The sequence below is a fragment of the Promicromonospora sp. MS192 genome (assembly GCF_049532985.1).
Classification (GTDB): Bacteria; Actinomycetota; Actinomycetes; order Actinomycetales; family Cellulomonadaceae; genus Promicromonospora.
In genome coordinates, this window is record NZ_CP186693.1 from 3,317,044 (window position 1) to 3,342,639 (window position 25,596).

The window sequence follows — 25,596 nt, forward strand, 5'->3', positions numbered from 1 at the left end:
CGATAAACCGATTCACAGGACGTTCGAAACGGCGGTCAAGATATGCCGCACAGATGGCAATTGACCGTTTCTTCGCCCCGTCGCGCGCCACGCCGGCGTCCCCTCGCGTCGCCACGTACGACGGCGGCGCGAGGGGACGGTGCGGGTCAGCCCACCGTGCGGCGTCGGGCGATCACGAGGGCCGCCACGCCGGTCAGCAGGAAGAGCACCGCCAGGCCGGTCACCCCGGCGATGTCGGCACCGGTCGAGGCCAGCGCACCGTCCGGGCCGTCAGCCGGGCCGTCGGCCGGGGTGGGTGCCGGGGGCGCCGGAGGGCCGGCGTCGTCCGGGGCGACCGGGACCGTCGCGGTCGAGGGCGGCGAGGTGGGCGGCGGCGTGCCGCCCGGCGGGGTACCGGTGGCCGTGGCCGTGTTGGTCAGCTCACCGGTCTCGAGATCGGCCCGGGTCACCTCGTAGGTCGCCGTGCAGGTCACGGACGCCCCTGGCGCCAGGTCGGCCGCCTCCTGCGGGCACTCCACCGGTGACAGCTCACCCGTCCCGGAGAAGTCGGAGTCGTCGACCGTGACGTCGGCCAGCGACACGTTGCCGGTGTTGGTCACCTCGAAGCTGTAGGTGACCTCCTGGCCCACCTCGGTGATCTTCTCGGTGTCCGAGGTCTTGACCACCTCGAGGCCAGGCTTCGGGGTCCCGGGGATGTCGACGGTCGACGGCGGCGACGTGGGCGGCGGGGTGTCCCCCGGCGGGGTGCCGGTGGCCGTGGCCGTGTTGGTCAGCTTCCCGGAGTCGAGATCGGCCTGCGTGACCACGTAGCTCGCGGTGCAGGTCACCGTCGCCCCTGGCGCGAGGCTGCCGGCCTCCTGGGGACACTCGACAGGCGACAGCTCCCCCGAGCCGGAGAAGTCGGAGTCGTCGACCTCGACGTCGGTCAGCGTGACGTTGCCGGTGTTGGTCACCTCGAACGAGTAGACGATCTCCTGGCCCACCTCGGTGATCTTCTCGGTGTCCGAGGTCTTGACCACGTCGAGCCCGGGCGCCGGGGTGCTGGGGACCTCGACGGTCGACGGCGGCGACGTGGGCGGCGGGGTGTCCCCCGGCGGCGTGCCGGTGGCCGTGGCCGTGTTGGCCACCTCGCCCGAGTCGACGTCGGCCTGCGTGAGCGTGTAGGTGGCCGTGCAGGTCAGCGAGTCACCCGGGGCGAGGACGTCCGCCGGGCAGGTCGCGACCGGAACCTCGCCCGTGCCCGAGAACTCCGTCTCGTCGATCGCGATGTCGCTCAGCGACAGGTTGCCGGTGTTGGTCACCTCGAAGGAGTACGTGATCTCCTGCCCCACCGTGAAGGCCTCCGGGCCGGACGGCGACGCCGACTTCACGACGGTGAGGGCGGGGTCCGGCGCCTCGACGGGCGTGCTCGTCTCCGAGGGCGGCGAGCTGATCGGGGTGTGCGTGCCGGGCGGGGTGCCCGTGGCGGTCGCCGAGTTGTCGACGGAACCCGCCTCGACGTCCTCGTCGGTGACCACGTAGGGATCGTCGGTGGTGCAGGTGACGGTGTCGCCCGGCTCGACCGAGGTCGCCTCGCAGGTGATCGCGCCCACCGTGGGATCGTCGATCGCCAGGTCGTCGATCGCGACGTCGCCCGTGTTGGTCACCTCGAAGGTGTAGGCGATGGTGTCACCGGTGTCCGTGATGCCGTTCTCGTTGACGTCCACGGGCTCGCCCGCGGTCTTGACGAGCGCCAGGCTGGGGTCGCCGAACGTGACGGTCGAGGGGTCCGGGTAGTCGAGGCCGATCGCCGAGATGTTGTCGGGACCGTTGGTGTAGCTGCCCGCCTCGTCGGCGGTGACGTCCACCGTGATGGTGCACGACGCCATGCCCGCGTCCAGGTTGCCCGTGGCGGCGACCGACGCGGCCCCGGCCACGGCGGTCACGTCACCGGCCGGGCAGGTGGTGGCGACGGCGGACGGGTCGGCGACGACCAGGCCGGCGGGGAGGTCGTCGGTGAACGACCAGCCGTTCTTGGCGGCCAGGTCGCTCGTGTTGGTGATCGTCAGCGTCAGGGTGGAGACACCGCCCGTGGCGACCGAGGTCGGGCTGAACGCCTTGTCGAGCTGCGGCGTCACGTCGAGCACGCGGATGTTGTCGTATGCGCCGTCGTTGCCGGTCCCGTCGCCGTTCTCGTTGCGCATCACGATGCCGAACTCTCCGCCGGTGACGAGCGTCGAGCCGTCGGCCGGGAAGCGGCCGCCGGTGACCACGCGGGTCGTGCCGTCCTGGGCCGGGGAGGTGTACTGCGTGCCCCGCGGATCGGTGCACGGGTCGATCGCCGTGCTGGACACCGGGATCTCCGTCCCCTCGCCGTCGACGAGGTAGAACCGCAGCTCGGGGTGCGTGGCCTGACAGTTCTGCGCGACCGCGTCCACCGAGAACGTGACGAACCGGCCCTCGGTCGTCAGCGCCAGCGGGCTGGCCGTCCGGAACTGGACCTGGTTGTCCGCGGAGCTGCCCGACGTGTACGACGACGCCGCGGCGTTGCCCGCCGGGTCGGTGCCGTTGATGACGCCGAGCGTGTAGGGCAGGGCCGTCAGCGAGGTGAACGTCGCTGCGCCGAAGGCGTCGGGCTGCGTCCCGCTGCAGTCCCCGGCCACGCGGGTACTGGTCTGGTTGATGATGAAGCCGTTGCAGTCGTTGCGGTCCACCCAGAACGGATCGGCCGTGTAGGTGGTGCCGTCCGCGCCCGTGTAGTCCGTCAGGAGCACGTTCGAGCCGGCAGCCCGGTTCTCGAAGTCCTCGACGAAGAGCACCTGCGGGTCACCCGGCACCCCCGGGTTGCCCGGCGCGGCCACCGCGCTCGACGTCCCCGACGTCAACGACGTGGCCACCAGGCCCGCCCCGAGCAGGCTGAGCGTCATCAGGATCGCCGGGCCTCGTCTGTATCGACCGAGAGAGAACCCGCGGCGGGTCTTCGTCGTCGTCGGCCTTGGTACGCGCATCTGCTGTCCCCTCGCTCGCGAACCGAACGGTCCGCATCCAGTACGGCGTAATCAATGCCATCCACTTCGCGCCCGATCACCAGCCAGGACCCAAGAAATCACCAACTAGATCATCAACTTCCGGACGTTTTTCACCCCCTCCGAGCAGTCCGACGCCCAAACGACGAGGTGAGCGGCCGGTCGGCCATGGCGCCTCTGAGGTGCCGATGCCCGACAAGGGGGCGTGCACCGCCGGAAACACCCGCGACCGCACCCGCGACGCCCCGCTCGGCGCGTGGGCGGGAGCGACTCGTGATACTCCTTTGTCTGCCGCGAAGGACTTCTTGACCAAACCAACGATCCGGATCACCGCAGCGCACATCGCGAAACCAGGACCGACAGAAGGAGCGACGCGTGCAGGACCAGGCGAACGAGCTCGTGACACCCCCGACCCGACCCGGCAACCGCAGGTTGCTGCGCACCGCCTGGGCGGGCGCCGTCGCCACGGTGACGGCAGGCGGTCTGTTGTTCACCGCGGCACCGGGCATGCACCTGGCCGGTACCGAACGAGACCGGACGGCACCGCTCGCGGGGATGTCGCGCGGGGCGTTCGGCGTGGTGGGGAGCGCCGGGTCGTCCGGCGGAGACAGCCTTGCCGGGTCCTCGGGTGGCAGGGTGGTCGTACAGACGTCGTCCGCCCCCTGGGACGTGACGTTCGAGCAGGTCACAGCGGTACTGGCCCGCGCCGAGCGGCAGGTGCCGGAGCTCGGCCCGGACCTCCGGCCGGCGGTGGCACAGGCGGCCGCCGAGCTCGGGATGCTGTACACCACGTACCGGACGCAGCGGCTGGTGACCGGCGAGCGGAACGGCGGGCTGCGGGTCGAGGACGCGCCGGTCGCGCGCGGGGCGGGGGACGGCGAGGGCCGGGCCGAGGTGGTCGCGGACGGGTCGGTCGCGGGCGGGTCGGTCGCGGACGGGTCGGGCGCGGACGGGTCGGGCGCGGACGACGAGGCGCCGAACAGGCTGGTCGCGCACGACCTCGGGTCGGACGAAGCGGCGGACGACACCGAGCCCGTCACGTACCGGCAGGTCGTGCTGGCCACGGTCCGGCTGGCGAGCCTGCTCGACCTGGCGCTCGGAGGCGCGCCGGTCGAGGTGCGAGCGCCGGGCCAGAGCCGGGACCAGTCGGCGCTGCTGCGGGCCGACGCAGCGGGCGCCGGCCTCACCCTGCGGCAGAGTCTGCTCGACGTGGTCTCGTCCTTCGGGGAGTCCACCGTCGAGTACGCCAACGGGCGGATCCCGGCCTCGGTGCTGTGCCCCCTGGACTTCGCGCCCGGCCACCTGCTGCGCTGTGACGCCGCGGAGCGGCTCATGGCACTGAGCGACGAGTTCGAGCGGGAGTTCGGCTACCCGATCCCCATCACGGACTCCTACCGGTCGTTCGCGGCGCAGATCGCCGTGGCCGCCGCCAAGCCGCACCTGGCGGCGGTTCCCGGCACCTCCAACCACGGCTGGGGCCTGGCGGTCGACCTGGGCCGGCCCATCTCAGGCGGCGCCTCGCCGGAGTACGTGTGGCTGCGGGTGCACGGCCCGCGGTACGGCTGGGACAACCCGTCGTGGGCGCGCCCGGACGGTACGAAGCCGGAGCCGTGGCACTTCGAGTTCTTCGCGGCGGGAGCGATCCCGCAGCGGGCGATCGACCCGTCCGACGTGGGCACCTGGACCCCGGGCGGCCCGGCGGACGAGGCGCCGTCCCCCGCGGACGGCGGCGCACCGGTCTCCGCCGACGGCGGCGCCGAGCCCGTACGACAGCTCCGACCGGACGGTCACGAGGCGCGCCGCCCCGCGACCGGTGCGCCCCACGAGGCGCGCGAGACGCCGGGGGCGCCGCAGCCGGCCAGGCCCGCCCCCGGGCCGCGGCCGAGCGATCCCGCGGCTCCGCCCACGCCGAGCAGCCCGGCGGCGAAGCCGGGCGACCCCACAGTGAGGCCGACTCCCAGGCCGACGCCGGAGGAACCGGACCCGACACCGCCGGCGGCCGGCCCGTCGCCGTCGCCCGAGCCGTCCCCGACGCCGTCCCCGACGCCGACGCCGACGCCGACGCCGAGCCTGCCTGCTCCTTCGCCCGCGCCGACCTCACCGACACCGACACCGACACCGACACCGTCGACGTCCGCACCGGCACCGTCCTCGTCCTCTGCGGCACCCACGGCAGCCCCGTCGCCGTCGTCGCCGGCTCCGTCCCGGTCGGCGCCCGCCGGTCAGTCCCCGTCGCCCGCGGCACCGACCCGGTCACCTGCGGCGTCGGCTCCGACTGCGACCCCGCCCGCACCGGACGCCGACCCTGCGCGAGCACCCGGCGAGGGGTGACGGCGTGCCGTACCAGGGGGCTCGCTCAGCGAGCCTCCTGGTACGGGAGCACCACCCGGTTCACGATCAGCAGCCCGGCCGCGGCGACCGGCACGGCGACCAGCGCGCCCAGGATCCCGCCGAGCGCCGCCCCGGCCAGGGCGGCCACGATGACCAGCGCGCCGGGCAGTGCCACGGCGCGGCTCATCACCCGCGGCGCCAGCACGTACGCCTCCACCTGCATGTAGACGAGCAGGAGCACCGCCACGACCACGGCGGCGAACGGGCTGACCGTCAGCGTGGCCAGCACCACGAGGGTCGAGCCGATCACCGTGCCGACCACCGGGATGAGGGCGGCGACGAAGGCCATGACGGCGAGCAGGATCGGCGCGGGGCTGCCCGCGAACAACGTCAGGATCAGGGTGAAGGTGGCGTTGACCGTCGCCAGGACGAGCTGCCCGGAGACGTACCGGCCCACGGAGTCGAGCACCTCGGTCAGCAGCGATCCCGTCAGCGCCCGCCGGGAGCGCGGCACGAGCCGGAGCAGCGCCGCGATCATCGTCGGCAGCGTGACGGCGAAGTAGATGGTCAGCGCGGTCACGACGACGACAGCCGTGACACCGTTGACCAGCCCGGTACCGACCTGCAGCACGCCGCCCGCGATGGCCGTGAGCTGCTGGGGGTCGGTGAGCAGCTCGGTCAGGGACGACAGCAGGCCGTTGAGGTCCAGCGCCACGAGGTTCTGCGTGGTCCACGTGTACCAGGCCTGGTTCGGCAGGTCGCGGAGCGCATCCACGAGCAGGTCCACGAAGATGCCGACCTGCTGGACGGCCAGCGGGAGCACCGCGACGACGAAGAGCGCGATGACCAGCACGAACCCGATGATCGCCACGGTCGCCGCGGCCCAGCGGGGCAGCCCACGGCTCGCGACGAACCGGATGGCCGGCTCCAGGGCCAGCGCCAGGAACAGTGCGAGCCCGACGTACACGAGCACCGTCGCCACCGCGGCCAGGGCGCCGAGAACGCCGAGCCCGGCACCGACGCCGAGGGTGGCGAGCATCGCGTAGCCGAACGGCTGCGCGGGCAACCCCACCACCGGCCCGCGCTGCCGGACGGCACGAGCACGAGCGACGCGGTGCGGCAGACGGGCCATGGGTCCAGACCCTACTTCCCACCGGCTCGGGGGAAGCGTTCCGACACCTCGTCACGTGGCGACGCCCCGTCGTCATGTCCAGCGGAAGAAGAGTGCCGACAAGGTCGCACCCACCATGACGGCAGCCGCCAGGGCCAGCAGGTGCAGCGGGTCCACCGCGGCTCCCACCCACGCCGCCGACATCGCGGCCACGGCGGCGCCGAACGGCAGCCACTCCCCGACCGTCGCGAGCACGCCGGGCACCGTCGAGAGGCCGCCGAACATGCCACCCAGCGCACCGAGGACGAAGAACGCGATCAGGCCGATCGCCACGGCCGAGTTCGGCGTGGGAGCGACGGCGGCGACCACCATGCCGACGGCGTACATGGCCGCCAGTGCCAGGGCGTACACGCCGACGGCCGCACCGAGGTCGGCGGGGAGCCGGGCATCGAACAGCCCGAACGCCACAGCCAACGCCCCGGTGAGCCCGATCAGGGCCTGTGCCACGCTCACGACCACCTGGGCGACCAGAACCATCGCCGGAGATGCGGGGGTGGCCGCGAGCCGCCGCAGGATCCCGGTGCGCCGGTAGTACGCCAGGAAGCTCGGCATGTTGATGACGCCGATCGTGCCCAGCACCACGGTCAGGACGAGGGGAAGCACGAACACGTCCAGTGCCGTGTACCCGTTGCCCACGGGCTGGTCGCCCGCCGACCCGGCACTCATCACCAGGATCAGCAGCGGCAGCACGATGGGGACCACGAGACCGGCCGTGTCGCGCACGACCATCTTTCCCTCGCACGCGACCAGGACCAGCCAGGACCGGACGCCCGGGCGGCGGACGGCCGGGACGACGAGGGTGCTCATTCGGCGGCCTCCAGCTGCTTTCCGGTGAGTGCGACGAACGCGTCGTCGAGCGTGTCCGTGCCCGCAGTCGCGACCAGGCCGGCAGGCGTGTCGACCGCGACCACCCGCCCTGCGTCCAGGAGCACCACGCGGTCGCAGAGGCGTTCGACCTCCTCCATCGTGTGGCTGACCAGCAGGACGGCGACGCCGTCGTCCCGCAGGCCTTCCACGGTGGCCCACATCCGGCGGCGGGCCCGGGGGTCGAGGCCGGTCGTCAGCTCGTCCAGGACCACCACCCGCGGACGTCCGGCGAGCGCCAGGGCGATCGAGAGCCGCTGCTGCTGGCCGCCGGACAGCCTCTCGAACCGCACGTCACGCTGCCCGGCCAGGCCGACCAGGTCCAGCAGCTCGCCGGCCGGCCGAGGGTCGGGGTAGAAGCTGCGGTAGAGCCCGACCAGCTCGGCGACGGTCAGCGCCCCGTGCAGGAAGGCATCCTGGAGCTGCACGCCCAGGAGCTGGCGTACGCGGCCCCTGTCCCGCTGCGGGTCCAGGCCCAGCACCCGGACGGTTCCCCCGTCCGGGCGCCGCAGGCCTGCGATCATCTCGACGGTGGTGGTCTTGCCCGCGCCGTTGACGCCGAGCACCCCGACCACCTCGCCCTGCTCCACGCGCAGGCTCACGTCGGCGAGGGCAGTGGTGCTGCGGTACCGCTTGTGCAGGTGCTCGGCGACTATCGCGGCCCGCGGCCGGCTCGGGGCAGGGCGGCTCCCGGACTGGTGCGGTGCTGGTCGTGGACTCATGGCAGCGACGCTAAGCGCGACGGAGGCACACCCGCGCGTGCCGATCGTCAGGGTTGTGGACCATGACTTCTGGCACCTTCGCCGCGCCGCCACCAACCGTAGGGTGGTTCGTATGCGACGACTGGGTACGGACGAGTGGTCGGGACTGGCCATGCTCGCCGTCTCGGTCGGGGTCGGCGCGCCGGCGCTGTTCGGCGCGGTGGACCTCGCGATCCCGCGCGGCTGGTGGGTCGCGCTGTTCGCCGCGCTGATCCTCGCGCTGCTGGTCGCCTTGGTGTTCGAGCCGGGCCGGGCGCGGTACGTCGTCTTCGCGTCGGGCGTCGTGACGTCCTGGGCCGTGCTGCTCACGACGCGGGGCGTGGGCCTGCTGCCGATCCTGCTCGTGATCACCGCGGCGCTGAGCGTGTACGTCATGCCGCTGCGCGCCGGCTTCGTGCTGGCGGCGCTGAACACGGTGGTCATCGCGACGGCCATGGTCCTGCAGGACCGCGGAACCGCCGACATCCTGGTCACCGTCGGCTTCTACCTGCTCATCCAGGTGGCGACGATGCTGAGCTCGGTCACGCTCATCCGGGAGCAGCGGCTGCGGCGGGAGCTGAGCCAGGCACACGCCGACCTGCGGGCAGCGTCAGTACTGCTCGCGGAATCGGCCCGTGCCGCGGAACGGCTGCGCATCTCGCGCGATCTGCACGACCTGATCGGCCACCAGCTCACGGTGCTCACCCTGGAGCTGGAGGCTGCCCGGCACCGGGACGGGGAGCAGGCACGCGAGCACGTGGACCGGGCGAACCAGGTGGCGCGTGACCTCCTGACCGACGTCCGGCGCACGGTCAGCGAGCTGCGCACGGCCTCGTCGGACCTGAGCGAGGCGTTGCGGGACGTGGTGCGCGATCTGCCCGACCTGGAGGTGAGCGTGGAGGTGGAGGCCGGGGTGCAGGTCGACGAGGAGCAGGCCTCCGCCGTGGTCCGCGCCGTGCAGGAGATCGTGACCAACACCCTCCGGCACGCGGACGCCCGCGCGCTGCGGATCGAGGTGGCCGCCCGGCCGCCGGGCCTCGTCCTGACCGCGGCGGACGACGGTCGCGGGTTCCACGAGCTCGTCCCCGGGAACGGGCTGCGGGGCATGACCGAACGGTTCGCGGCCCTGGGCGGCGACGTGGAGCTGGACGGCGCCGACGGCTTCCGGGTCACCGCGCGGGTGCCCACGTGACGCGGGTGGTGATCGTCGACGACCACACCCTGGTGCGGCACGGCATCCGCTCGCTCCTGGAGATCGCCGACGTGGATGTGGTGGGCGAGGCCGACGACGGACAGGCGGCACTGGCGGTCGTCACGGACACCGCACCGGACGTGGTCCTGCTCGACCTGCGCATGCCCCGGTACGACGGCCTCTGGACGCTCCGCACACTGCGTGAGCAGGGCATCGAGGTCCCCGTGCTCGTGCTCACGACGTTCGACGACGACACCCTGGTCCTCGACGCGCTGCGGTCGGGCGCACGCGGGTACCTCCTCAAGGACGTCACCGTGGAGCAGCTCACGCGGGCGGTGCGGACCCTGGCCGACGGCGGCACCCTGGTCGCGCCGTCGATCACGAGCCGCATGCTGCGCGGCATCCGCTCGGTTCCGGACGTCGCCGGTCCGGACACCCCACCGGCTCAGCCGCTGACCGAGCGGGAGCTGGAGGTGCTTCGCCTGATGGCCGAGGGCTGGACCAACCGCGAGATCTCCCGAGGGCTGTCCGTGGTCGAGGGCACCGTGAAGAACCACGTCTCGGCCATCCTGCTCAAGCTCTCGGCGCGCGACCGGACCAACGCCGTCCTGCGCGCTCTCCACCTGGGGATCCTCGGTTAATGTTCGGCACATGCCGGACAGCACACCCCACCGACCAGCCGCGCACGGCGCGCCGGTCGCACCCCAGGCCGTCGGTGCGCCCCTGGCCCGGTCCGCCGTCTTCCTCGTCCTGGAGGTTCGCGACGACGACGAGGCTCGGCGCACCGTCCGGGAGGTCCTCGCCGGGCTCGACGACCTGGTCAAGACCGTCGGCTTCCGCGACCTGCAGCATCCGGTCTCGTGCACGGCCGGCATCGGCAGCCGGGTCTGGACGGAGCTGACCGGACGCGAGCGCCCGGCGGAGCTCCACCCGTTCCGGGAGTTCGCCGGCGCTGCGCACACCGCCGTCGCCACCCCCGGTGACCTGCTGTTCCACATCTGGTCCGACCGCCAGGACCTCTGCTTCGAGCTGGAGCGCCTGCTGCTCGACGCGCTCGGCACCGCCGTCACCACCGCCGACGAGGTGTCGGGGTTCCGCTACTTCGACACGCGGGACCTCCTCGGCTTCGTGGACGGCACGGCCAACCCCGTGGGCGCCGAGCTTCCCGAGGCCACGCTGGTGGGCGACGAGGACCCGGAGTTCGCGGGCGGCAGCTACGTGGTGGTGCAGAAGTACGTGCACCCGCTCGCGGCGTGGCAGGCGCTGAGCACCGAGCAGCAGGAGCAGATCGTGGGGCGCACCAAGGCCGACGGCGTCGAGCTGGACGACGCGACCGCGGGGCAGAAGTCGCACAAGACGCTGACCACGATCACGGCCGACGACGGCAGCGAGTACGAGATCCTGCGCGACAACATGCCGTTCGGCCGCCCCGGCGCCGGTGAGTTCGGCACCTACTTCATCGGGTACTCGCGACGCCTGTGGGTGATCGAGCGGATGCTGGAGCGCATGTTCGTCGGGGACCCGCCCGGCCTGCACGACCGCATCCTCGACTTCTCGACGCCGCTGACCGGCAGCACCTTCTTCGTGCCGCCCCGCACGCTGCTGGCGGACCTGGCCGGCTGAGCCACCGCGCCGCCGGATAAGGTCGCACGGTGCGTATCGAGACCGACGGTCACCCCGCCGCGCCGTCCGACCTGTTCAGCACGTACGGCCACTTCACCGCCATGCAGGTGCGCGACGGCGGCGTCCAGGGGCTGGAGCACCACCTCGGCCGGCTCGATGCCGCGCACCGGGAGCTGTTCGACCGGCCTCTGCCGGGCGAGCGGGTCCGCGACCTGGTGCGCCACGCCCTGGCCGGGACCGCCGACGCCTCCGTGCGCGTGACGCTCCGCGACGCGGAGCACGTGGTGGTGTCCGTGGCCGACCCGAACCGTCCGCCGGCACAGCCGCAACGGCTGCGGTCGGTCCCCTACGTGCGCCCGTTCGCGCACCTCAAGCACCTGGGCGGGTTCGCCCAGATCGAGTGGGCCCGCCGCGTGCGGCGCCAGGGGTACGACGACGCCGTGCTCACCACCCCGGACGGTGCCGTCGCGGAGTCGTCGATCGCCAACATCGGGTTCCTGGAGCCGGACGGTTCGGTCGTGTGGCCCGACGCCCCGCAGCTCCACGGCACGGCGATGCGCCTGGTCGAGGCGACCACGCCGTCGGTCAGCCGGCCCGTCCCGCTCGCCGAGGTCGGCGGGTTCGCGGGCGCCTTCCTGGTCAACTCGATCGGCGTGGTCGCCGTCGCCTCGATCGACGACCTCCCGCTTCCCGACGCGTCCCCGCTGCTCACGCCCCTCGTGGACCGTCTCGCTGCGGTGCCGTGGGACGCGGTCTGAACCCTTCGGAAGGACCGCTCCGGCGTGGCTTCTACCAGGCGGTGCGAACGTCCGGGAGCGTGTCGAACGCGGCGTCGGTCGTGACGAGTACGACGTTCTCGACGATCGCCTGAGCAGCGAGCAACCGGTCGAACGGGTCTCGGTGAGCCCACGGCATGGATCCGGCATGCAGCGCGTGCGCGGTCGTGAGGTCCAGGGTCTCCGCGTCGAGATCATCGACCCGGCGTTCCCAGGTGCTCACCAGGGTGGCGGCCGCATCGAGCTTGCCGAGGCGCACCTTGGCGGCGACCTCCATCGCCGAGACGGCCGAGACCAGGAGCCTGTTCGCGGTCGACCCGAGCTGTGCGCGGAGCGTCTCCGTCATGCGCTCGGGCGAGCTGAGCAGCCAGACGAACGCATGGGTGTCGAGAAGGTAGGTCACTCCCACGTGGCGAGCTCCGCCTCGTCGAGCTCGTCGAAGAAGAAACCGTCGGGGACGGAGAGCGGCACCGTGCCGAACGTGCGCTCGGCCACCGGTTCTACCGGGACCAGACGGACCGCAGGCCGCCCGGAGCGCGCGACCACGACCTCCTCGCCGTGCTGAGCACGGGAGATCAGACGGGAGAGGTGTGTCTTCGCCTCCTGGACGTTCACTACAGTCATGTCCCGATCATCGCGGGTGCTGCCTGGTCTGGTCGAGGTGACCAGACCAGGCAGCACGCCTAGCACGAGGATCAGCCGCAGTACTCGTCCAGCTCGAAGTCGTGCACCACCGTCTGGCCCTTGATGATGCGCGCGGACTTCGACTCCGGCGGGTAGCCCGTCGCCGAGCTGAGCAGGTTCAGCCGGTTGTTGGACACGCCCATCCAGCGGGCGTAGCCGCCGTCGGGCCCGGTGACGAGCGTGACGTCGTACTCGGACCCGTCGATCACCACGAACGCCCCCTCCAGCGGGACGGTCTCGCCGTCACAGGTGGCGCCCGTGACCGTGCCGGTGATCTTGCCCCAGCTCGGCGGCGGCGTGACCGACAGCGACACCTGCACCCGCGGCTCCCCGTACGGCGTGCCGCCGTCGGCGACCACCGCGGAGGTGTAGGTGCCCGGCTGGTCCACCCGGCTGCTGTCCATGTCCAGCAGCACCGTGGCCGACTCGCCCGGCTCCAGCGTGAACGCCGGCGGCTGGACGTCGAGCCACGGCACGTCCACCGTGGTCTCGCCGGTCACGTTGAGCACCGTGTGCATGTCGGGGAACCCGAGGTCCGCGACCGTGCTCGGCTCGGGCGTACCGCAGTCGTCCGAGGCGATGTACGACGGCGCCGTCTCCGGCTCGGCGTTGGAGCCGATGAAGAACTCGTCGGCGCTGACCACCTCGACCACGAGCGTGCTGCCCGCGGACGCCGTCCCCGTGACCGGCACGTCGACCATCGTGAGCTCCTGTGCCTCCAGGGTCACGTCGGCCGAGCCCAGCGGGGTCATGTTCGCGTAGGTGAAGTCCCCGTCGAGCTCGTACAGGTTGACCGTGACCGTGGAGCCGGCCGCGGCCGTCTCCACGCCGAAGGACACGTCGGTCACGGCGAACTCGCCCTGGATGTCGAAGTCCTCCAGCGTGAACGTGCGCAGCCACTGGGTCTGGGTACCCACGCACCCCACGGAGTTGCCCGGGGTGACGTCCTGCGACGAGGAGTGGGTGAGGGTGGTCCCCTCCGCGAGGAGCGCCGGCGGGGCCGCCGGCGTCACCGCGCGGCCAGGCTTGCCGTGCCGGGCGAACCCGTCGGCGGCGGCGGCCGCCGTCGAGCGGCCGGACGCCGTGCCGGACGCCGTGCCCGACGCCGTGCCGGACTCCACGGTGCTCACCTTCGTCACCCCAGCGGTGGCCCCCCGGATCACGCCGGTACGGTTCGCCGAACCCAGGATCTCGAAGTCCGAGGACCCGGGCGCCACCTCGACGTCCGCGGGCGCCGTGCCCTCGTTCGTCACCGTGAACCGGCCGGACCTGGTCCCGCCCAGCCGCACCTCCCGGTTCAGCTCACCGGGCGAGACCGTCAGGAGCGGGGCGGCGAGCTCCACGTCCTGGCGCGTCACCGCGTCGGCGGTCACCGTCACGGCGGCCTCCTGGCCGGCGTAGTCCTTGGCCGCGTAGGCGACCTGCTGCTCGCCGGGTGCCGTGAACAGGGAGTAGTACCCGGCGCCGACCGTCGGGTTCTCGGGGTCGGCACTCGTCGTGCTGACCTCGCCCGCGGTCACCGTGGCGCGGTCCACGCCGTCACCGGTGTTGAGGTCCTGGACGAACCCGGACACGAGGCCGCCGTCGACCGGCTCGCACGAGCCGATCGCCACGTTGTCGACCTGCCAGAACAGGGCCCACACGGCGTCGCCGTAGTGGAACCGGACCCGCACGTCGGACTGGCCGCCCGCACCCGGCAGGGCCACGGCCGTGTGCCCGAGCGCGTCGGACGTCTGGTGCAGCACCGTCTCCCAGGTCTCGCCGCCGTCGAGGCTGAGGTCCACGTCGGCGAAGTCGTCCCCCCAGGCGCCGTACGCCTGGTCGAACGTCAGCAGCGGCGCGTCCAGCCCGGTCAGGTCGTAGGACGGCGACGTGAGCGTGGTGTCCTGCGCGCCGTCCTCGCCGTAGGCGTCGCTGTTCACCTCGGCGAACAGGCCCTCGCCGCCGGTCTGGTTGGACGCGTCGAAGCGGTCGTCGAACGTCCAGACCTGCTCGGTGCCGGCCAGGTCCTCGACCGTCCAGCCCTCGGGCACCTCGCCGGACTCGAACTCCTCGACAGCGCCTGCCCCGGTCAGGGCGTACCCGGGCGCCGTGCACTCGGCGAGCACGTCCAGCGCGGCGTCCGCCGTCGTCGGACCGGTGCCGACCTCGACGTCCCGCGTGAAGGTCGCGTACCCCGTCAGGGACGGCCGCACCACGAGCGTGTGCGTCGTGGACTGGGGCAGCTCGATCGAGTACCCGCCCGTGAACGGGTCGGTCCACGCCACGACGCTGCTCGGCGCACCCTGCACCGTGACCCGCGCGTCCAGGGGCCAGCCGTGCCCGCCACCGTCGGTGACGGTACCGGTCACGGTGCTGGTGGGCGCGGCCTCCAGGGTGAGGTCCAGCGTGACCTCCTCGCCCTCCACGACGTCGGCCGTGCCGGTCGCGTCGAGGAAGCCGAACGCGGAGACGCTCACCTCGTAGGAACCCTCCTCCAGACCGAGACGGTACGCGCCGGCAGCGTCGGTGGTGTCGGCCCGCTCGCCGGCGACGACGCGCGCGCCGGCGACCGGCTCGCCGTCCGGGCCCGTGACCGTGCCGGTCAGGAAGCCGTAGCCGTCGATCGGCGCGTTCTGCACCAGCGCCGCCACGTCGAGCTTGCCCTCGCCCCACACGTTGTTGTCCTCGGCGGTGCCGCCACAGGAGTCGTCGTCGACGTCGACGGAGGTCTGGTCGAGGAGCTGCTTGGTGCCCTCGATGTCGCCGACCAGCGCCGGGGCGGCGCTCCACAGCAGCGCCACGGCACCCGCGAGGTGCGGCGACGCCATCGAGGTACCGCTGAACTCGGCGTAGTCACCACCGGGGACCGACGACCGCACGAGGTCGCCGGGGGCCGAGAGGTTCGGCTTCGTCTCCCCGTCGGCACCCGGGCCGCGCGAGGAGAACACGGCGATCTCGCCGTCCTCGCCGAAGGCGCCCGCCGCGTAGGTGGCCACGTTCGCGCCGGGGGACGACGTCGACTGGCAGCCCGCCTCGCCCGCGTTGCCGGCGGCCCACGCCCCGAAGATGCCCGCGGCCTCCCAGGCGGCGATCTCCTCGGACATGAAGTCGTCGATGGCGCCCGGCGCCTGCTGGCCCCACGAGTTGTTCACGACGTGGGGTCGCTGGGACGGGTCCGGGTCGGAGCCGTCGGCGCGCGTCGGCGCCAGGATCCACTGGCCGGAGGCCAGCAGGTCGGCGTCGGAGCAGCTCGCGCAGCCGTTGGCCGCGATCCAGTCGGCGTCCGGGGCGACGCCGATCTGGTTGCCCGCGCCGTCGTCGCCCACCATGGTGCCCATGACGTGGGTGCCGTGGGCATCGACGTCGCAGGGCGCGCCGTCGCAGAAGCCGCCCGCGTCGAACCAGTTGTAGTCGTTGCTCAGGCTGCCCTCGCCCTGGTAGCCCCGGTAGTGCTCCAGCAGCGCCGGGTGCTCGACGTCGACGCCGGAGTCGATGTTGGCCACGGTGATGCCCTCACCCGTGAACCCCTGCGCCCAGACGTCGGGGGCGTTGATGGCGTCCAGGCCCCACTCGGTGGCCAGCGGCGCGCTCGCCGTCGGTGCCTTCCGCTCGACCGGCTCGATCTGCTGGGCCGCGAACCGCTCGTGGACCTGCTTCACCTCCCGGCTGCCGGCCACCTGCTCGGCCAGCTCCGCGGTGCCGTCCTCGACCAGGATCGCGTTGCTGATCCAGTACGACTCGTAGTCGACGCCCGCCGCCTCCAGCTCGGCGACCACGCCGGCCTGCGCCGCCTTCGCGGTGCTGGTCAGGGCGTCGTAGACGAACTGGCCGCGCGCGTCCCAGTCCGCGATGTCCTGTGCCGGCGCGAGATCCGGGGCGTCGGCGAACCTGATCCAGAAGTCCGCGGAGTCCTTGGTCTCGAACCGCTGCTGGACGGCCGGCGTGATCTTGTCCGCGGCATGCCGCGGGACGTCGGCGGAGGGGACCGGCCGTGGTGCGGCCGGCGTCGGCGGGGCGGCGAACGCGGGCGCCACGCCCACGGTCGTCGCCACGAGAGCACCGATCGCCGCGAGGGCGACCGGCGCACGTCTGGCTGACATGCGACTGTGCATCTTGCCTCCGGGGTGCAAGCGCCTCCGCGAGGAGGCGCAGCCACGGGCCCACGAGCGTGCGCCCGGTCACACTCTGGGAGAGAGCGGGCGAAAAGGGCAACGAAAGTCCGTCGGCGGCCGTCCGGTGGAATGCGTCACGTGACGTGCGACGTTGCCCCCGGCATGGACTTCAACCAGCAGATCATCGACACCTTCCGGGCCAACGGCGGAGAGGTCAACGACCCCGCCCCCTTCGGCAAGGGCCTCGTGCTCGTGCACGTACCGCGCAAGGACGGCTCGATCCGAATCGCACCCCTTGCGGCGATCCAGGACGACGGCGCGTGGCACGTCGTCGGCTCGGCCGGCGGCTCGCCCCGGAACCCGGCGTGGGTCTACGGCCTGCGCCGCACCGAGCAGGTCGACATCGAGGTGCCCGGCGACCCCGTCGAGACCGTGCAGGCCAAGGTCGAGGAGCTGACCGGCACCGAGCGCGACGAGATGTGGGAGCGCTTCAAGCAGCTCTCCAGCGGTTTCGTCGAGTACGAGAAGACCGCCGAGGGCCGGGTCTTCCCGATCTTCCGCCTGTCGGCCTGACGTGCGCGTCCTGGTGACCGGCGCGGCCGGACGCATCGGCCGCGCCGTCCTCGACGTCCTCGGGCGCGAGTCGGTGGCCGCGACCGCGCTGGTCCTGGACGATCCGGGCGACCTCGCCGCCGACCGCGTGGTCGTGGGCGACGCCCGCTCGCCCCAGGTCGTGGCGCGCGCCCTCGACGGCGCTGACGGCGTGGTGCACCTCGCGGCCATCCCGACCCCGCTCGCCGACCCGCCGGAGGTCGTCTTCGGCACCAACACCCTGTCCACGTTCACCGTGCTCGACGCCGCGGGGCGGGCCGGCGTGCGCCGGGCGGTGATCGCGAGCAGCCAGGCCGCCTCCGGCACCGCCTTCGCGCCGCAGGAGCTGCACCCCGCCTACCTGCCGGTCGACGAGAACACACCCGACCAGGCCGCCGACCCGTACGCCCTGTCGAAGCGGACGGACGAGCTCACCGCCGACATGGTGGCGCGCCGGTACGGGATGACGGTGGTCGCGCTGCGCTACCCGTTCATCGGTGGCCTGGACGACCGGCTGGTCGAGCACGCAGACTCCCTTGCGCGGGACCCGGCGCTCGGCGCGCGCAGCCTGTGGGCCTACCTGGAGACCCGCGACGCGGCGGAGGCCGCCTGGCTGGCGCTCGGCTGCCCCGCCGAGGGCGCCACGGTGGTGCACGTGGCCGCGCCCGAGACCCTGGTGCCCCAGCCGACGGCGGACCTGCTGCGCCGGTACCACCCCGGCGTCCCGCTGCGCCGCCCGCTGGAGGGCCGCGCCGTGCCGTACGACCTCACGGCCGCCGAGCAGGTGCTCGGGTTCCAGGCCCGGCACCTGGTCGTCGGCACCGCCTGAGCGAGCCCCGCGGCTACACGCCCGCCGCCACCGGCGGGACGTCGGCCCGGACCCAGCCGTGCACCGCGGCGTGCCAGCCGAGCTGCACGCGCGTCTCCACCTCGGCGAGGTCCATCAGCGCCCGCACGCGTCGCTGGACCGTGCGCAGCGACGTGCCGAGCTGCTTGGCCACGGCCTGGTCGGTGAGGCCGGAGAGCATCAGCCCCAGGATGCGCGCGTCGTCGTCGTCCACCTGGTGGGCCAGGTCGCCGGCCAGGCCGGACGTGCCCAGCAGCAGCGGAGTGGCCTGCTCCCACACGATCTCGAAGAGCGCCATCAGCGCGTCCAGCAGCGTGCTCTCCCGGACCAGCAGGGCCCCCACGACGTCGCCGGACGACGTGAGCGGCATGAGCGCGAGCTCCCGGTCCACGACGATGAGCTTGAGCGGCACGCTCGGCGCGAACCGGACCTCCTCCCCCGCGTCCGTGGCCTCCACGGTCTCCTCGACCGTCACGTCCTGGGTCTCGAGCATCCCCCGCTCGACGACGACGCGGTACTGCACGCCCCGGGCGACCGCCTGGTCCTCGGCGGAGTTCTCCTGGCTGGAGGTGACGATGACCGGCGGCCGGACGAAGGCGTCGACGGTCTCGCGCGCCCCGAGCTGAAGCTGTTCGAACCGGTGGCGTACCGCGTCCTCGCCGCGCACCACGTCGATCACGTCGGTGGGTCCCCGGCCGGCGGCGGCCACCCGGTAGACCTCCTCGAGCCGGTTGAGCTCGACCTCGGCGTGCCGTACCTCGTCCTGCCGCCGGGCGAGCAGGGCGCCGAGCGCGATCGCCGGCGGGGCGGCGGCGAACCGGCGCTCGTCACCGGTGATCCGGGCGGCCAGCCCGTGGTCCTCCAGCCGGCGCAGCAGCCGGTGCGTGTCGCTCAGCGACGTCCCGTAGGAGCTGAGCGCGGCCGCCAGGTCCGCGACGGTGGCCGACGGCATGGCGACGAGCTCGCTGTACGCGATGGTCTCGTCAGGGGTCAGTCCGAGCACGTCGCCGAGCATGGCACTCCTCCGTCAGGTCGGTCGCGGCCCTACTCTGGCGGAGTCACGCCATGCCGTAAAGCCGCCACGTGCCGGATCTTGTGACGTGTCGCGCTCGCTGGGAGTGTCCACGTCCATGAGACCCAGACTCCGGCGCACCGTGCCGGCCATCCTGCCGGCCGTCCTGGTCGCGGCGATGGCCACCACCGCGCACGCCGCGACCGACCCCTCCGCCTCCACCCCCGGCGCCCTGTCCGGATCTGCCGGTGCCGGCACCCCGGTGGTGACCGCACCCGAGACCCCGGCACTGGCCGACGGCCGGACCACGGTCACCCTGGTGACGGGCGACGTCGTCGACGTCACGACCACCGACGACGGCGTGCTGACGCTCGGCGTCGAGCCGGTCGGCGGTGGTGCCGTGCGCACCCAGCAGGTGGGCGGCCACGTGCACGTGATCCCTGACGCGGCGCTGCCGTACCTGGCCGCCGGGACGCTCGACCGGCGCCTGTTCGACGTCACCGCGCTCCTGGAGATGCAGTACGACGACGAGACCATGGACGCGACCCCGCTGATCCTGGAGCGCACCGCCGCCCGGTCGCGGGCGGCCGCGCTGCCGGGAGCCACCCAGACCCTGGACCTGCCCAGCATCGACGCGTCCGCGGTGTCCGCGGACAAGGAGAAGGCGACGGCGTTCTGGTCGGCCGTGGCCACGCCGTCCGCGGCGGACGCTGCGGGGACCCGATCGAGCGCTACGGGCGCCGGTACCTTCCGCGGCGGCGTCGAGAAGATCTGGCTCGACGGCAAGGCCGAGGCCACCCTGGACCACAGCACCGCGCAGATCGGCGCCCCCGAGGCGTGGGCCGCCGGGTTCGACGGCGCGGGCGCCACGGTCGCGGTGCTCGACACCGGCATCGACGCGACGCACCCCGACCTCGCCGACCAGATCGACGACGCGCGGTCGTTCGTGCCCGGCGAGGAGGTCACGAACGACGTGCAGGGCCACGGCACGCACGTCGCCTCCACGGTGCTGGGCACGGGTGCGGCCGCCGACGGCCGGTACCGGGGCGTGGCCCCGGGCGCGGACCTCCTGGTCGGCAAGGTGCTCGGCAACGACGGCTACGGCCAGGACTCCTGGATCATCGCCGGCATGGAGTGGGGCGCCGCGAACGCGGACATCGTCTCGATGAGCCTGGGCGACTCCAGCCTCAACGACGGCACGGACCCCATGGCGCAGGCGCTCAACGCGATCAGCGAGGAGACGGGCGCGCTCTTCGTCGTCGCGGCGGGCAACAGCTACACGGAGGGTTCCCTCGGCAGCCCCGGCACCGCGGACGCAGCCCTCACGGTCGGCGCGGTGGACGACGGCGACGTGCGCGCCGAGTTCTCCAGCTACGGCCCGCGCCGGGGCGACCACGCCATCAAGCCGGACCTGACGGCGCCCGGCGTCGGCATCGTCGCGGCTCGCTCGCAGCAGTCGGGCGGCGAGGGCTGGTACGTGTCGATGGACGGCACGTCGATGGCCACCCCGCACGTCGCGGGCGCGGCGGCGATCCTCAAGGGCGCGCACCCGGAGCTGACCGGTGAGCAGCTCAAGACGACGCTCGTCTCCTCGGCGGCCGACATCGACGCCCCGGCGTACGAGGTGGGCACCGGCCGTCTGGACGTCCCGGCGTCGCTCGACGGCGTGGACGCCTCCGGCGACGGTTTCCTCGGCTTCTACGGCTGGCCGCACGAGGGCGACGAGCCCGCCTCCGGCACCGTCACCTACACGAACTCGACGGACGCCGACGTGACGCTCGCGCTGAGCACCGACGTCGTCGGGCCGGACGGCGCAGCGAGCGACCTGGTGTCGCTGTCCGCCGACGAGGTGCTGGTGCCGGCGGGCGGCAGCGCGGACGTCACGATCACCGCCGACGCCGACGACGCCCCGCTGGCCGGCAAGTACAGCGGCGCCGTCGTGGCCACGGACTCCTCCGGCGAGGTGACCGTCCGCACCGCGACGGCACTGGTCAAGGAGGAGGAGCGGTACGGCCTCGACATCACGGCGCTGGACCGGTCCGGCGAGCCCGCCACCGGGTACGTCGACTTCTACCGCTACGGCGACCAGTTCGTCAGCAGCCTGCCGATCGACCCGGCCACGGGCGAGGTGCCGACCCAGCGGCTGGAGCCCGGCATCTACTCGGCCACGGCCTTCCTCGACGTCGAAGGGTCGGGCGGGCCCGGTTCGACGGGCGTCGCGCTGGTCGGCGACCCGCAGGTCGTGATCTCGGACGCGGACCGCTCGCTCGTGCTCGACGCGCGGGAGGCCACCGAGCTGACGCTCGACACGCCGCGGGACAGCACCGTGGACTACCGGCGCTTCCAGTTCTACAACGACTCCGGCATCGGCGGCCTGTACGCGGCGTTCGCCGCCACGTACGAGGTTCCCGTGGACGTCGACTCGTTCTACGCCGCGCCCACCGGCTCGGTGGACAGCGCGGACTTCGACTTCGCGGTGCGGTGGCGCGCCTCGGAGCCGGCGCTCGACGTCCGGGCCTGGACCCCGCTGCCGGCCGCGTTCGACCCGGTCTACCAGGCCGGGTCCGCACGCCTCGACGGCCGGGTCGCGCTGCGGGCCGTCACGACCGGCACCGGCACGGCGGACGAGTACGACGGTGTCCGCGCGAAGGGTCGCGCCGTGCTCGTCACCCGCGACGACGCCGTGTCCGCACAGGAGCGGGAGGCCGCCGCGCAGGCGGCCGGTGCCGCGCTGCTCGTGGTCGTGAACGACCGCCCGGGCACCCTGGTCGAGTACGTCACGCAAGACGACCTGCCCGTCGTCTCGGTACCGGCCGCACAGGGTCGCAAGCTGCTCGCCGCCGCCAGGAAGGGGCTGCTCACGCTGACGGGTCAGGCCGTCGAGTTCCCCTCGTACCTGTACGACGTCTCGAAGAGCTGGCCCGGCGAGATCCCCGCCGACCTCGCGCTGGCCCCGTCGGCGCGCCAGCTCGCCACGGTGCAGAGCCGCTACAACGACACCGAGGAGCGGCTGGCCGTGGACGACCGCGCCGACTGCCGCGACTACCAGTGGCCGCCGTGCCTGAGCGTCCGGGTGCTGCAGCCCACGGCCGCCGAGCGGACCGACTACGTCTCCACCTACGACGACGTCACCTGGTACGAGAACGTGCAGCACGAGAGCACGTGGGAGCAGCGCGGCGTGCGGCAGGCGTACGCGCCGCGGACCACCACGGTGCGCGACTGGTGGGCTCCCGTGACGGCGCCTCGCACCGGCGACGGCTACTGGGGCCCGTGGCACGGCGGCGACTGGTTCGCCGTCAACGTCGCCCCGGCGAGCGGCCAGGACGGCATCACGGGCGGCTTCCCGTGGGGCGAGACCCCGGTGGCCTCGCGCCTCTACCAGGGTGAGACCCTGGTGGACGAGGGCATCGGCCAGGCGGTCCAGACCGTGGTCCCGGCGGCCGAGGGTCCGCAGACCTACCGGTTCGAGATCGACACCGACGCCGCGGACGACGCCCACCGCTACTCGACCAGCACCCGCACCTCGTGGACGTTCGTGGCGGACCAGGCCGACGAGGCCGTCCCCGGCGAGAACGGCACCCCGCTGCCGCTGGTCCAGCTCGACTACGACGTGGACACGGCCCTGGACGGCACGGTCCGCGCGGGCACCGTCGTCCCGTTCGCGGTCGAGCCGTACACCGTGCCGGGCGCACCCCGTGCCGGCACGGTCACGGACGCGACGCTGGAGGTCAGCTACGACGGCGGCACCACCTGGTCCGCCGTCCGCCTCCGCGAGGACGACGGCCGCTGGGAGGCGCACCTGCGCATCCCGTCCCGCAGTGCCTCCCTGGTCTCGCTGCGCGCGACGGCCGCGGACGACGCGGGCAACGCCGTGACGCAGGAGATCACGTCGGCGTTCGGCATCGCCGGCCGCCGGTAGTCCCGCTGCCCGCCGCGGGCGCACGGTAAGTGCGCTTCTACCCAGTCATCACGCCCAGCTATCGCGCTGATTGTGGGCCCAATGACTGGGTAGAAGCGCACCTTCGTGGTCCCGGGGCGGGGCGGGTTGTGCGGACCGGTCGCGCCCTTGGAGGACGGCGCCTCGCCGGGTCGGGGCCATGACGCGCCGGTGCGCCCGGCGGGCCGGCACGACCAGCGGGCCGGTGCGCCCGGCGGGTCCGGCGCACCCAGCGCGCCGGTACGCCCAGCGGGTCCGGCGCACCCAGCGCGCCGGTACGCCCAGCGGGTCCCGCATGCCCAGCGGGCCGGCGCACCAGCGGGCCGGCGCGCCCGGGCGTGTCCTGCTTCCCGGCGTGTCGGCAGGGGGGGAACCACCCTCGCGGAGACAGGTTGCCGAGAGTAGACAACGTCTACACGGAGTGACCGACCTCCGCGGGAGCACCCCGCCCGGCCGGGCAGTATCCGGGTTCCCTCCGCGGGCCTGGCGCCTGAGACCTGGCGCCTCAGACCCGGCACCCCAGACCCGGCACCCCAGACCCGGCACCCCAGACCCGGCACCCCAGACCCAGCAACCCCAGACCCAGCAACCCCAGACCCAGCGCCACGGGCCGTCCGCCAGGCCTCAGGCCGATGTCGCCGACGGCTCCGGTCGTACCCCGTTCACCTCGGGGCTGACCCGCCGTCCGACCGCGAACGCCATCCCGGCGATGCCCACGCACCCGACCACCACCACGGCGATGAACGCGCCCGCCAGGCCGTGCTCCAGCAGGAATCCGGCCGCGACCGGGCCCGCGATCGTGCCCGCCTGGAAGGAGCCCGAGCCCAGCGCGTTGTACCGGCCGCGCAGGTGCGCGGGCGCCATCTCGTTGGTCAGGGCAGGCAGGGTGGACTGCATCAGCGTCTCCCCCAGCCCGAACACCCCGTGGAACGCCAGCACGATGACGACGGCGGTGGTCCCGCCGGGAAAGATGCCGGTGACGCCGAGCAGCAGCCACGCGAGGGCCCACACCCCGGCCATGAGGGCGAGCACGCGCGTGCGGCGTCGTCCGCTGACGCGGTTCATGACCCAGAACTGCAGCGCCACGATCGCGACGGTGTTGACCACGAAGGCGAAGCCGATGGTCCGCGTCGAGACCTCCGCGACCTGCCGGGCGAACGCCGGGAACCCGCCCTCCATCTGGCCGTAGCCCACGAAGGCGGCGAGCAGCCCGAGCCCCGAGAGCCACAGCACCTCGGGCCGGCGCAGGATGCTGAGGTAGCCCTCGGCCGCGCCGGCGTCGTCGGGCCGCTCGGCGCGCCCGTGCAGGTGACGCAGCGGGCCGAGCAGCACGACGATCGGCGCGAGGAAGGTCGCGGCGTTCACGAGGAAGGCGGCGACGAACGTGCCGGGCCGCTCGACGTCGACCACGAGGCCGCCCACCACGCCGCCCACGCCGACACCCAGGTTGAGCAGCGCGAAGTTGACGCCGTAGTACCGCTGGCGCAGGTCGCCGTCGACCACGGTGGCCACGAGCGCGTTGACCGACGGCCAGCCGACACCGAGCTGCACACCGAACAGGGCGAGGCCGACCGCCGCGACCACGGGCGTGGTGGCCAGCGCCAGCACCGAGTATCCGGCGACGGCGAACACGAGGCCGGTGAGCATCACGCGCCGGGCGCCGTACCGGTCGACCATGGCGCCGGCGGGGCCGGTCACGAGCAGGCCGACCACGGCGATGAGTCCCATGAGCGTGCCCGACAGACCGAGCGAGAACCCGCGCACCTCGTGCAGGTAGATGATGGTGAAGGGAAGCGTCAGACCGCGGCCGAAGAACTGCACGACCACGGTGGACAGGAGCCAGCGTCCGTCAGTCGGAAGGTCCGACCAGAAGGCGAGCGCGCCGGAGCGGGGGGAGGATGTCACGGCTCGATCCTCGCTCGCGGCGGGGTGCGGCTGCTAGCGGATATCGGCCGGGGCCGTGTCGCACCGATCACGCCGGACTGCCGGCCCGCTTCGACGAGCTACGCCTTACGTACCGATCCGGGACGCAGGACCAGGCGGCCGACCCCAGGCACGTCGACGCTCACGACCCGATCGTCGGTCCGATGGTGCGCCAGACGGATCCCGCCCAGGCGTGTCCCGGCCTGGAGGACGGCATCCGACCCCTTGAGGCGGACGGTCCGGAGCAGGACGACGGTGTCACCGTCGCGCAGCGGGCTGCCGTCGGCGTCCCGGATGACCGCGGCCCAGGTCTCCTCCGTCCGGGAGCCGGCCAGGTCTCCGTGTCCGCCGGTGCGCACCCGGTCCAGCGATGCTGCCTGGCGCACCAGTGCGAGACGACGTCGCAGCTCGGTGCGGTCCAGGCGTTCTTCACCGGCGAGCCGGATCACGCGGTTGCTCCGGGGGTCGACACGAGGCACCCTCGCCGGCCCGTCGGCGGACGTGGTGTACCCGGCGCGTAGCTCGCTGTTCTGTATCGGTTGGATGACCATGGTGTCGCCGACGGCTGCCAGGCAGCCGAGCGCTCCTGCGCTGACGAGCAGAAACACCATGAGCGGCGTCGGCCGAGGCCCGTCCTGCGGACCGGCTATGAGCGCGATCAGGAATCCGGTCAGTGGGAAGGGGGCGATCGAGACCGCCAACATCACTAGCACCACGATGCGAACGGACGGTCCTGGTATGCGGGCGACCCTCATCTCGGGATGCCATACGGCCACCGCCTCACGACCCGTCGGCACTCTCATGAC

General features: G+C 73.1%; 18 protein-coding genes. 8 read left to right on the forward strand and 10 right to left on the reverse strand.

The window, feature by feature from the left end; translation table 11 throughout:
- Positions 1 to 146: 146 nt before the first annotated feature.
- Positions 147 to 2,906 carry a DUF7507 domain-containing protein gene (locus ACO229_RS14960; protein WP_423461974.1) on the reverse strand — a complete coding sequence of 920 codons (2,760 nt, stop codon included), beginning with the start codon at positions 2,904 to 2,906 and terminating at the stop codon, positions 147 to 149.
- 474 nt (positions 2,907 to 3,380) lie between these two features.
- On the opposite strand from ACO229_RS14960, the gene ACO229_RS14965 reads away from it, so the two are divergent.
- Positions 3,381 to 5,336: a D-alanyl-D-alanine carboxypeptidase family protein gene (locus ACO229_RS14965; protein WP_423461975.1), complete on the forward strand. Its 1,956-nt coding sequence runs from the start codon at positions 3,381 to 3,383 to the stop codon at positions 5,334 to 5,336.
- 25 nt (positions 5,337 to 5,361) lie between these two features.
- Here ACO229_RS14965 and ACO229_RS14970 read toward each other — a convergent pair whose 3' ends face one another.
- The 3 genes from ACO229_RS14970 to ACO229_RS14980 all read right to left on the reverse strand — a co-directional run bounded on the left by ACO229_RS14970 (position 5,362) and on the right by ACO229_RS14980 (position 8,093).
- Entirely contained in the window at positions 5,362 to 6,468 is a 1,107-nt protein-coding gene (locus ACO229_RS14970; protein WP_397409612.1) for an AI-2E family transporter, read from the reverse strand.
- Between the two features lie 72 nt (positions 6,469 to 6,540).
- Entirely contained in the window at positions 6,541 to 7,314 is a 774-nt protein-coding gene (locus ACO229_RS14975) for an ABC transporter permease (RefSeq protein ID WP_423461976.1), read from the reverse strand.
- Positions 7,311 to 8,093 (reverse strand): ABC transporter ATP-binding protein, encoded by a 783-nt coding sequence (locus ACO229_RS14980; protein WP_423461977.1) that lies wholly within the window; start codon positions 8,091 to 8,093, stop codon positions 7,311 to 7,313. The genes ACO229_RS14975 and ACO229_RS14980 overlap by 4 nt, the downstream gene beginning before the upstream one ends.
- A gap of 112 nt (positions 8,094 to 8,205) precedes the next feature.
- Between ACO229_RS14980 and ACO229_RS14985 the strand changes: the two genes are divergently transcribed.
- From ACO229_RS14985 to ACO229_RS15000, 4 genes are read left to right on the forward strand one after another with little or no spacing between them, the layout of a single operon-like run.
- Positions 8,206 to 9,303 (forward strand): sensor histidine kinase, encoded by a 1,098-nt coding sequence (locus ACO229_RS14985; protein WP_423461978.1) that lies wholly within the window; start codon positions 8,206 to 8,208, stop codon positions 9,301 to 9,303.
- A complete protein-coding gene (locus ACO229_RS14990) occupies positions 9,300 to 9,944 on the forward strand; it encodes a response regulator (protein WP_397409606.1) in 645 nt (214 codons plus the stop codon). Before ACO229_RS14985 ends, ACO229_RS14990 begins: the two co-directional genes overlap by 4 nt.
- 10 nt (positions 9,945 to 9,954) lie before the next feature.
- The gene (locus ACO229_RS14995) at positions 9,955 to 10,926 is read left to right on the forward strand and encodes a Dyp-type peroxidase (RefSeq protein WP_397429859.1); all 972 of its coding nucleotides are present in this window, start codon (positions 9,955 to 9,957) and stop codon (positions 10,924 to 10,926) included.
- Between the two features lie 29 nt (positions 10,927 to 10,955).
- The gene (locus tag ACO229_RS15000; RefSeq protein ID WP_423461979.1) at positions 10,956 to 11,684 is read left to right on the forward strand and encodes an aminotransferase class IV; all 729 of its coding nucleotides are present in this window, start codon (positions 10,956 to 10,958) and stop codon (positions 11,682 to 11,684) included.
- Positions 11,685 to 11,715: 31 nt separating this feature from the next.
- On the opposite strand, the gene ACO229_RS15005 is transcribed toward ACO229_RS15000, so the two are convergent.
- From ACO229_RS15005 to ACO229_RS15015, 3 genes are all read right to left on the reverse strand, one after another.
- Positions 11,716 to 12,111 (reverse strand): type II toxin-antitoxin system VapC family toxin, encoded by a 396-nt coding sequence (locus ACO229_RS15005; RefSeq protein ID WP_397429857.1) that lies wholly within the window; start codon positions 12,109 to 12,111, stop codon positions 11,716 to 11,718.
- Complete coding sequence (locus ACO229_RS15010) at positions 12,102 to 12,326, reverse strand: type II toxin-antitoxin system Phd/YefM family antitoxin (RefSeq protein ID WP_397429856.1); 225 nt, start codon at positions 12,324 to 12,326, stop codon at positions 12,102 to 12,104. The genes ACO229_RS15005 and ACO229_RS15010 overlap by 10 nt, the downstream gene beginning before the upstream one ends.
- Before the next feature lie 71 nt (positions 12,327 to 12,397).
- A complete protein-coding gene (locus ACO229_RS15015; protein ID WP_423461980.1) occupies positions 12,398 to 16,468 on the reverse strand; it encodes a S8 family serine peptidase in 4,071 nt (1,356 codons plus the stop codon).
- Positions 16,469 to 16,618: 150 nt separating this feature from the next.
- Here ACO229_RS15015 and ACO229_RS15020 point away from each other — a divergent pair, with 150 nt between their 5' ends.
- Positions 16,619 to 17,053 (forward strand): nitroreductase/quinone reductase family protein, encoded by a 435-nt coding sequence (locus ACO229_RS15020; protein WP_397429854.1) that lies wholly within the window; start codon positions 16,619 to 16,621, stop codon positions 17,051 to 17,053.
- Between the two features lies 1 nt (position 17,054).
- Positions 17,055 to 17,900, forward strand: coding sequence for an NAD-dependent epimerase/dehydratase family protein (locus tag ACO229_RS15025; RefSeq protein ID WP_423461981.1), 846 nt, complete (start codon positions 17,055 to 17,057; stop codon positions 17,898 to 17,900).
- Positions 17,901 to 17,913: 13 nt separating this feature from the next.
- Here ACO229_RS15025 and ACO229_RS15030 read toward each other — a convergent pair whose 3' ends face one another.
- Positions 17,914 to 18,933 (reverse strand): DUF7436 family protein, encoded by a 1,020-nt coding sequence (locus ACO229_RS15030; protein WP_423461982.1) that lies wholly within the window; start codon positions 18,931 to 18,933, stop codon positions 17,914 to 17,916.
- A gap of 115 nt (positions 18,934 to 19,048) precedes the next feature.
- On the opposite strand from ACO229_RS15030, the gene ACO229_RS15035 reads away from it, so the two are divergent.
- The gene (locus tag ACO229_RS15035) at positions 19,049 to 22,849 is read left to right on the forward strand and encodes a S8 family serine peptidase (RefSeq protein ID WP_423461983.1); all 3,801 of its coding nucleotides are present in this window, start codon (positions 19,049 to 19,051) and stop codon (positions 22,847 to 22,849) included.
- Positions 22,850 to 23,491: 642 nt separating this feature from the next.
- Here ACO229_RS15035 and ACO229_RS15040 read toward each other — a convergent pair.
- A complete protein-coding gene (locus ACO229_RS15040) occupies positions 23,492 to 24,772 on the reverse strand; it encodes an MFS transporter (protein WP_423461984.1) in 1,281 nt (426 codons plus the stop codon).
- A 98-nt stretch (positions 24,773 to 24,870) separates the two neighbouring features.
- Positions 24,871 to 25,593, reverse strand: coding sequence for a PhnA domain-containing protein (locus ACO229_RS15045; protein WP_423461985.1), 723 nt, complete (start codon positions 25,591 to 25,593; stop codon positions 24,871 to 24,873).
- Positions 25,594 to 25,596 lie beyond the last annotated feature (3 nt).